Origin of the sequence: Streptococcus panodentis (assembly GCF_017884005.1) — a bacterium.
GTDB lineage: Bacteria > Bacillota > Bacilli > Lactobacillales > Streptococcaceae > Streptococcus > Streptococcus panodentis.
Genome location: NZ_QFAY01000018.1, coordinates 57324 through 65691, shown reverse-complemented (window position 1 = coordinate 65691; position 8368 = coordinate 57324). Strand labels below are relative to the sequence as shown.

Annotated in this window: 8 protein-coding genes; all 8 read right to left on the bottom strand. The window is 47.6% G+C overall.

Annotated features, from left to right (window positions below; all coding sequences use genetic code 11):
* Positions 1-203: 203 nt before the first annotated feature.
* Positions 204-1142 carry a ketopantoate reductase family protein gene (locus DHL47_RS08925; protein ID WP_209551619.1) on the bottom strand — a complete coding sequence of 313 codons (939 nt, stop codon included), beginning with the start codon at positions 1140-1142 and terminating at the stop codon, positions 204-206.
* A 15-nt stretch (positions 1143-1157) separates the two neighbouring features.
* On the bottom strand, positions 1158-2549 hold the full coding sequence (locus DHL47_RS08920; protein ID WP_209551618.1) for a sensor histidine kinase: 1392 nt from the start codon (positions 2547-2549) through the stop codon (positions 1158-1160).
* Complete coding sequence (locus DHL47_RS08915; protein WP_209551617.1) at positions 2539-3213, bottom strand: response regulator transcription factor; 675 nt, start codon at positions 3211-3213, stop codon at positions 2539-2541. Before DHL47_RS08915 ends, DHL47_RS08920 begins: the two co-directional genes overlap by 11 nt.
* A 120-nt stretch (positions 3214-3333) precedes the next feature.
* The gene (locus DHL47_RS08910; RefSeq protein WP_209551616.1) at positions 3334-3807 is read right to left on the bottom strand and encodes a hypothetical protein; all 474 of its coding nucleotides are present in this window, start codon (positions 3805-3807) and stop codon (positions 3334-3336) included.
* Positions 3808-3952: 145 nt separating this feature from the next.
* Entirely contained in the window at positions 3953-4765 is an 813-nt protein-coding gene (locus DHL47_RS08905; protein WP_209551615.1) for an SDR family NAD(P)-dependent oxidoreductase, read from the bottom strand.
* Between the two features lie 14 nt (positions 4766-4779).
* Positions 4780-5103 (bottom strand): DMT family transporter, encoded by a 324-nt coding sequence (locus DHL47_RS08900; RefSeq protein WP_209551614.1) that lies wholly within the window; start codon positions 5101-5103, stop codon positions 4780-4782.
* 52 nt (positions 5104-5155) lie between these two features.
* A complete protein-coding gene (locus tag DHL47_RS08895) occupies positions 5156-5440 on the bottom strand; it encodes a helix-turn-helix domain-containing protein (protein WP_128837228.1) in 285 nt (94 codons plus the stop codon).
* Between the two features lie 186 nt (positions 5441-5626).
* Positions 5627-8173, bottom strand: a complete 2547-nt coding sequence (locus tag DHL47_RS08890) for a M1 family metallopeptidase (protein ID WP_209551613.1) — start codon at positions 8171-8173, stop codon at positions 5627-5629.
* Positions 8174-8368: the final 195 nt, after the last annotated feature.

Genomic DNA, 8368 nt, shown 5'->3' with positions numbered 1-8368 from the left:
ACTTTTTGGAGTCTAAAAGACGAACAAAGTTGAGACTTGCTTTGCAAGTCCTATCCGCAACCTCAAAGCAGTGCTTTTGTTGCTTCCTCTCAGAAGCTTTATCTATAACCTCAAAACCTCCACTGGAGCTCTTGAGCAATTAGCTGCCGCGTCAAGAGTTTTTTACCAAAACAAAGCGAGGCTGAAACACTTTTGTCCCAGCCTCAAGGATTCTTTTTCAAAAACTGGTCGATAAAGCCGCTGTAGGAATTCCAGTGTGTCATCTTAATGCCTGCTTTTTCTGCACTTCTTTTGATTTCAAAATATTGATCAGCCCACTCAGCATAACCTGATTGCATATGATTTGTGACCATTTCTGCAATCAAGGGCCGACTCAGCATGGACTTCACTGCCGGAACCAGCAGAAAGAGAGGCAGCGATAGATATTTAGTCGGTTTGTAACGAGCTTTGGGAATGCCGTATCGCTGACAGAGTTCCAAACCTTCTCGCCAAGCGCCAATCATCTTTCGAATTGCCTTTTTATCTTTCAAGAGTGCCTCAAAAGTCCCTGCTTCTGCAACTGCACCAGCCATTACTGCCTCCTGAAGACAGTGAACCTTCATCCAAGAAGCCAAGTCAGGCATCACATTGATGCCAATCCCGCTCGCTGTGAAGATAGGAGCCAGCTCCGACTGGTAAGCATCATCATCCAGTAAAGTAGGCGCTTTAAAAATAATAGCTCGGACCTGGCCATTGCTCCTGCGTCCTCCTCCGACAGAAGAAGGAAAAGCCAGCGTAACCTGCTTTCTATCCAAATCAGAAGGAATCTTAGACTTGATTGCCCAGTTGTTCTGTAAAATGAGTAAATGAGCCTTTCCCTTTACAGCTGCCAACTGATGCAAGGCTTGATCAAGCTGCGAACTATTGACTGCTAAGAGAATCAGATCATAGTCTTGAGCAATGCTCGTCACCAATGCAGGCTGAAAATGATGTGCTTTGTAAAGCCGATCATTTTTCCTTAAATCTTTAATAGAAAGGTTGAAACCATGTTCAAAAGCCGACAGCTTATGCTCTCTAACCAAGACAGTGACCTGAAGTTGCTGAGACAGTAACCAGGCATATGTCAAGCCGATTGTGCCCGCACCATAAACTAAAATATTCATAGCAGCCCTCTCCTGCTATCTAACAGAGCGTTTTTTATTGTCCTTCAGCGGCAGCCGAACCTCAAAAACAGCTCCTTTGGGCTTATTATCCTTCACCGCAATGGTGCCCTTGAAGGCCTCCACAATCTGCTTGGCCAGTGACAGACCCAGACCGAAACCGCCCTTTTGACGGGTCCGGGCCTTGTCAATCCGGTAAAAACGGTCAAAGATTTTTTTCTTATCCTCAGTCTTAATACCCGGTCCGTTATCAGAAATCCGCAAAATCAGATTCCGGTCATTGGTCAGAGCCACGAAGCGAATCTGCCCGTCTTCCTCAGTGTACTTCAGAGCATTGTCAAAGAGGATGGTCATCAGCTGCTTGAGCAGGATGCTGTCGGTCCACACCGGCCTCCGGATCATATTTTCAGAATGGAACAATTTGGCATTTTCCTCCGAAATAATCCGATAGTTGGCAAAGGTTGTATCAAAAAATTCCGGCTCCACTTCGCCGTATTCCGGATTGATGCCGTCATCACGGCGAGCCAGATTGAGCAGATTGGTCGTCAAGAGGCGCATATTGCGCACTTCATCCAGACTGGAAGCGATATTCTCGCTGGAGTCCATGATGGTCGCCTCAGGCTTGCGAAAGAGCGATTCCAGACGGTTTTGCAGCACGGCCAAGGGCGTCCGCAGCTCATGGCTGGCATTTTCCACAAAAGCCTTCTGCCGCTGCACATTTTCCAGAAGCGGCTTCACACTCATCCGGGCCAAGTAAATGCTGGCAATGAGCGAGATGCCCCAGAAACTGACCATAACCATGGCAATCAGCTGCTCATGCTTCTCACTGGTCTGCTCCAGCTGGCTGATACTGGTCATCACTACCGCATACTTGATGTCTGGGTAGACATCATTGGGGTCAATATCAAAGAGATAGGCCCGGTAGCTCTCCGTCTGGCCAAAGCTGTTGCTGACGACAACCTGTTTGATTTGATCCAGATAGCTTTTGTTAAATTCCAGTGAATTAAAGTCAAGGAAGCCGTCACTCTTGCTGGTCGAGATATTTTTATAATCCTCGTCCAAGAGCAGGGCAAAAGTATTGGAACTGACATTGGCCTTGCCCAGCTCATCCGGCTTAGAATCGCCTGGTCCGCCGCCAGCAGCAGGAACACTGCCGGCTTCCTGGCCATTGCTGACCTTATTGCTGGGGTCAGACTGCTGGCCGGTCGTCCGATAAGCCAAATCAGCCACTGAATTGGGACTGAGGCTCAGCGTTTTCAAATTATCATCAACCGTCGTATAGAGGCTGGAGCGCATCACCTGGATGATAATCAGGGTCATAGCCGAGAAAATCAGGGTGAACAGCCCAAAATAGCGAATGAAATATGAAAAATCATCCGCATAAAAGGTTTTCTTAATTTTATTCAGCATCTTTTAAAATATATCCGACACTACGAAGGGTCTGCAGATTTTTCGCAAATGCCGTTCCTTTCAGTTTTTTGCGAATCTTCGAAACGTACACTTCAACGACTGAAATCGTTGTGTCGCTGTCAAATCCCCAAAGACGGTCAAAAATCTGAGTTTTAGGCAGGATAACATTTTGATTTTGCAGGAAATAAACCAGCAAATCAAACTCCTTGCCCAAGAGCTCAACTTCTTTGCCGTCCATCTGCGTTGAATTGGTCAGCAAATTAACCGTCACATCACCGTAGGAAAGAGTATTTTCGTTGAATTTTCCAGAGCGTTTCAACAGGGCCTGGATCCGCATTTTCAGCTCTTCCAGATAGAAAGGCTTGGTCAGATAATCATCTGCCCCCAGCTCAAAGCCGTGTCCCTTATCGTCCAGACTTTCCTTGGCTGTCATGATCAGGACCGGAGTTGTCACCCCCTTCTCCCGGAGATCTTTCAGGACTTGGAAGCCGTCTTTTTCAGGCAGCATGAGATCCAGAAGAATGAGGTCATAGACCCCGCTCTCTGCCTCGTAGAGACCTTCTTCACCGTCAAAAACCTGCATCACATCTGCAAAATCATCTAAAAAATCAAATACTGAGTTTGATAAACCGAGGTCATCCTCTACCAATAGAATTTTAATCATTTCTTTCTCCTTCATAAGACAAAGCGTTGAGTCATTCTCGCCGTCTTATTCACTTTTCTATCCTATTATAACAGACTCGGCCCAAAATCAGAAACATTTTCTACGGCGATCAGCATTATTTTAGCTGCTTGTGCTTTTGCTGCTGTCTGCTGTCGTCTTGTCGCTGTTGGAAGACTTGCTGCCGGACTTATTTTTGCTTTTCTGGTCTTGAGAGCCTGCAGAGCTGTTGCTGTCAGAGTTTTTCCCCTCCTGAGGAGACATCCCTTGACCCGGTCCGCCATTTTGCCCGCCGTTTTGAGCAGGACCTCCGTCCTGCGGCGGCATGCCGTTGCCCGGTCCGCCATTTTGTCCATGCTGCCCATTTTGAGCGTCTTGCGGCGGCTGGCCAGCACCAGCCTGACCGTTTTGTCCCTGCTGGGGCAGATTCTGATTCGTTGCGGCATTCTGCAGTCCTGACTGCTGGCTGTTTGTGCTATACACAGCTGCTGCCAGACCATAACCGCCTAAGAGCCCTACCGCCAGAGCGCCGCTGGTCGCCGCAGTCAGCCACCATTTCGTGCTCTTTTTCACCACAATCATTTTTTCCATATCCATTTAGAAATTTCCTTCTTTCTGTTTTTGGTAAAGCCTATCTGCACAGACTTTCCAGCCCTAGTTCAGTCTCACTAAGTTAGCATTATTATAAAAGTTTTTTCTTAAAGAGGACTGAATTTTTTCTTAAAGAAGGCTGAAAGGCGGATCAGTCAGCAGCAGCGAAATAGTGTTTTAGAATCCGGCTGTATTGATTGAGCAACAAAAAATCGGCCAAGGAAGGAGACAAGAGATTAATCTTAGCAAATAAGCCTGTCCCCGCCCCCATAAGAATGACTCTTCTGCGCTTCCTAATCCCCTTGAGCAGAGCCTGACATACCTCAGCTGGACTGGAGATAGCAAGACCCATTTCACGCCAGACAGGGTGATAGGGAGCTTCGGACGGTGTAGCTGCTGCATTGGGACAAAAATAAGTGATATACTTTTTTCTCCCCTCTGCCCTTAACTCCCGATTCATAGCTTCAATAAAAGAAAAAACACCGGCCCGACTAGCCACATCCACGCTATAGTAAGGAAAGGCCAGCCGCCCATCTGCAAAACCGCCTGTATGAACAAGGGTAGAGCTTGCCTTATCCGATAAAAGAGGGAGGAAGTATTTTGTCAGCAAAACCGCACCCAGCAGATTGGTGTCCAGTGTCTGCTTAATCTCCGCTGCCGAATGGGCTGACAGAGATTTGCGTACATCAAAACCGGTGGCATTGATAATGATATCCACTTGGTCTGACCAACTCCGAATCGCTTCTACTGCTGCCTGCAGCGACTCCTCGCTGCCAATTTCAAGACTTGCAAGAGAATATTCAGCCGCTGTTTTCTGGGCTAGTTTCTGAACTTTTTCGACATGGCGTCCTAGTAAAAAAAGCTGGGCTCCTTCCTGCTGAAAGGCTTGAGCATAAGCGCAGCCAAGACTGCCGCTGGCACCGATAATCGCTACCTTTTTATTTTTAAAATAATTGTTTCCCATAAATGCTCCTTTGATTAATGAATCTTTTGCGATAAGTTTAACAAAACAAGTCCTGAGATAACCAAGGCGATTCCTATGAGGCTTGTAGCTGTCACTTTTTCACGGAAAAGAAAAATAGAAAGCACTGTTGTTCCGACCAATCCGATACCAGCCCAAATAGCATAAGCAAGGTTGAGCTGAATGCCTTTCAAAGACAGCGACAAAAAGAAAAAACACAAGCCATAAAAGACCAGCGCAAGAATCCCAAAAAGCATTTTAGAAAAACCTTGCGATAGTTTTAAGAGACTTGTGGCAGCCACTTCAAATAAAATGGCAAAAGATAGATAAAGATAGGGCATATTTTCCTCCTAGAATAAAGAATATTAAAAAGCTAGCAGGAAAACAATGGCTTTAGCTGCGAGACGAAACCAAGCAGCTCCAAAGGGTGCAGGCATTGGTCAAAATCATGGTTCTGAGACCCGCTCCCTTGTATGCAGGGATAGCATTTCGGCCGCATAGCTCATCCAAAGAAATCTGATAAAAATCAGCTAAGCGAATCAGACTGCGGCTATCTAAAATCGTTTTATCATGTTCCCAATTCGAGATAGTCTGCCGCGTGGTTCCTAAATATTCTGCAATCTGAGCTTGACTATAGCCTTTTTGTTCTCGAATCAATTTTAACTGCTTTCCTAACATTTGCTTTTCTTCCACATTTTACTCGTTTCTTTACCGTTTGGCTAGATGAAATTCTTTGACATTCAAAATTATTCTAGGTAAAACTTCTTTGACAGGGCTATTATAACATAATTTTAAAAGATATAAAAATGGCGAAGCAGTTCTTTAAAAAAACAGCAAACTCATGAGTCTGCTGTTTTCTATATGTTAGCTGTTTGCTTTCAGAGCTTTCTCTACAGCTGCTTTTTCACGCGCAATCAGGTCCACACGTGCGGCGATGTCCTTGATGCCCATGCGGATATTGCGGCTGATGGCCATATCGTCCAGCTGAGGCTCAAAGAAAGCCTTGTATTCTGCCAAGCGCTGTTCGGTTTTGAAAATTGCGGCTGGCACCACGACATAGCTGTCAAAGCTCATGTCTCCGCCAAGAGCAGCTTTGATCCAGTCCCAATTTTCCCGTGCCCAGGTCCAAACGGTCTCCTGAGCATAGTCGCTTCGAAGGAAAGAAGCGTACCAAATCAGCAGATCCTGAGGTTTCACGACATCCTTGTTTTTCCACTCCTTCATCATCAGGGCCAGATGATCAGCGTCTTTCGTCTTGGAGAGCGCAGCAGCCAGCTGGCGCTGGAAGTTGCCGTCTGTCGCATGCACATAGGCATGGAGATACTGCTCAGCCAGCTCTCCGCTTTCATGATGCTTCATCTGATTGATGAGAATCTGCTGACGGATAGCCGCAGGCAGCTTGGCCAAATCCTCCGCATAGTCGGCAAAGATTTGGCTGGCCTGAGCACTGGCCTGGGCATCGTCTGCCTTGATCATATTGGCAATGACCAGCTGACGGACCAGCTCATCTTCATCCGGCTCTCCTGCTTTGGCTTCAAAACCAAGGCGGTCAAAGTTGAAACGGTTGAACTGAGCCAGCAGCCGCTGATAAGCTTTTTCAGTTGCTGTCCCTTCATCGACAAAGCGTTCCAAGCCTGCCAGCACGTCACTGACAGCAGAGACCACCAGATAGGATTTTTCTTCGGTCAGCGGCTTAATGACTGGCAGCAAGGCCGCAAAAGAAATGCTTCCGGCTTCTGCCAAAAGGAGGCGTTCCTGCACCACCTGAAGCTTGCTGGTGCTGTCCAGCTCTGTGAGTGTACCCAGAATAGCCTCCAGCAATTCGCCTTGATAATCCGTGATATAGTGAGCTGTATTCTCCGTATTGAAGCGCAGAGCGCCATGAGCTTTGTTGGCTGCTGCCAAGACTGCATAGTTAGGTATTTCCAGACTTTCTCCTTCCAAAGTATCCGGAATCCCTGTCCAGTTGCTGTTGAGGGGCAGGACCCACAGACGGCCCTTGTCTTCATGTTCGCCAATGAAGAACTGCTTTTGAGAAATTTTCAGCGTGTCATTTTCAACTTTAGCTGTGAGGAGGGGATAACCTGGCTGCTCCAGCCAAGAGTCCATAAAGGCTGCGACATCGCGGCCTGACGCCTGGCCAAGGGCATTCCAAAGATCACGTCCGATGGTATTGCCGTACTGATGCTGCTCAAAGTAGGCCTTGAGCCCCTTGCGAAAGGCAGCATCGCCCAGCCATCGGCGCAGCATATGCATGAGGCGGCTGCCCTTTGCATAGACAATGGCTGCATCAAAGAGCGTATTGATCTCATCTGGGTGCTTGACCTCCACATGAACAGACTGCACGCCGTCCGTCGCATCGCGTTTCAGTGCTGCTGGTACACCGCCTGTCTGGAAGTCCTCGAAAATATTCCAGCTTGGCTCAATGGCGTCCACGCTGACATACTCCATCATATTGGCAAAGCTTTCGTTAAGCCAGAGATCATCCCACCACTTCATGGTAACCAAATTGCCAAACCATTGGTGAGCCAGCTCGTGGGCTACGACCAGGGCAACTGTCTGACGGCTGGTGACGGTGGAGTTTTCATCTACTAGCAAATAAACTTCGCGATAGGTGACCAAGCCCCAGTTTTCCATGGCTCCTGCTGAAAAGTCTGGCAGAGCCACATGAAGCGACTGCGGAATGGGGTAGGCCACCCCGTAGTATTCCTCGTAAAAGTCAATCACCCGAACGGCAATATCCAGTGAAAACTCAAGATTCTGGAGCGGATGCGCTTTGGTCGAATAAACGCCGACCAGCGTTCCGTTCTTGGTTTTGGCAGTTATCCCCTGCAAATCGCCTGCAGCAAAAGCAAGGAGATAGGAGGACATGCGGGGCGTTCTTTCAAACTTCCAGATACCGGTGGTTTTGCGGTTTTCGCTGTCGATTTCCGGCATATTGGACAGGGCCAGCTCTCCATCCGCCTGGTCAAATTTCAAAGCCAGATCAAAGGTTGCCTTGGCTTCTGGCTCATCGACACTCGGAAAGGCTTCGCGGGCAAAGTGGCTTTCAAACTGAGTAGAGATGACTTCTTTTTTGACGCCATCGACCCTATAGTAGGAGGGGTAAATCCCGGTCATATTGTCCGTAATCCGACCGGAATAGGTCAGGGTGACCGTCTGGCTGCCAGTCGCTCCAAGCTCCACATAAAGAGCTTCATTGGCATCATCGACTGTAAAAGCGAGAGCCTGACCGGCTGACTCAACAGTCTCAATGGTCAATCCCTTCTGGTGGAGGGAAATGGTCTCAGACTTAGCCTCCCCTGTAATGGAAACCCTGCCTGAAAAAGTCTTGTCAGCACGATTCAAGTCCAAAAATAAATCATAATGCTCAGGGACAAATGTATCAATAAAGTGCGCAACTGCTTGCATATTTTTCTCCTCATCTAACCTAGCAGAGCTCCCGGCGCTGCTTGGTATCATCTTTTAACATTGTAACATATTTAACTGAATTCGTCATAAATGGGTGGCAGAGAAGCCCTGTGAGCAGGACAAAAATCGGTCAGACGAAGTCTTCAATCTTGTCAGCCAGTCTTCCTTTCTAGCTGCTGGCCAGAGGAAGCCAAA

What these genes read in the sequence shown, in the direction of transcription:
- DHL47_RS08925 (WP_209551619.1), bottom strand. Translation starts at nt 1,142, where the DNA reads ATGAATATTTTAGTTTATGGTGCGGGCACAATCGGCTTGACATATGCC.
- DHL47_RS08920 (WP_209551618.1), bottom strand. Translation starts at nt 2,549, where the DNA reads ATGCTGAATAAAATTAAGAAAACCTTTTATGCGGATGATTTTTCATAT.
- DHL47_RS08915 (WP_209551617.1), bottom strand. Translation starts at nt 3,213, where the DNA reads ATGATTAAAATTCTATTGGTAGAGGATGACCTCGGTTTATCAAACTCA.
- DHL47_RS08910 (WP_209551616.1), bottom strand. Translation starts at nt 3,807, where the DNA reads ATGGATATGGAAAAAATGATTGTGGTGAAAAAGAGCACGAAATGGTGG.
- DHL47_RS08905 (WP_209551615.1), bottom strand. Translation starts at nt 4,765, where the DNA reads ATGGGAAACAATTATTTTAAAAATAAAAAGGTAGCGATTATCGGTGCC.
- DHL47_RS08900 (WP_209551614.1), bottom strand. Translation starts at nt 5,103, where the DNA reads ATGCCCTATCTTTATCTATCTTTTGCCATTTTATTTGAAGTGGCTGCC.
- DHL47_RS08895 (WP_128837228.1), bottom strand. Translation starts at nt 5,440, where the DNA reads ATGTTAGGAAAGCAGTTAAAATTGATTCGAGAACAAAAAGGCTATAGT.
- DHL47_RS08890 (WP_209551613.1), bottom strand. Translation starts at nt 8,173, where the DNA reads ATGCAAGCAGTTGCGCACTTTATTGATACATTTGTCCCTGAGCATTAT.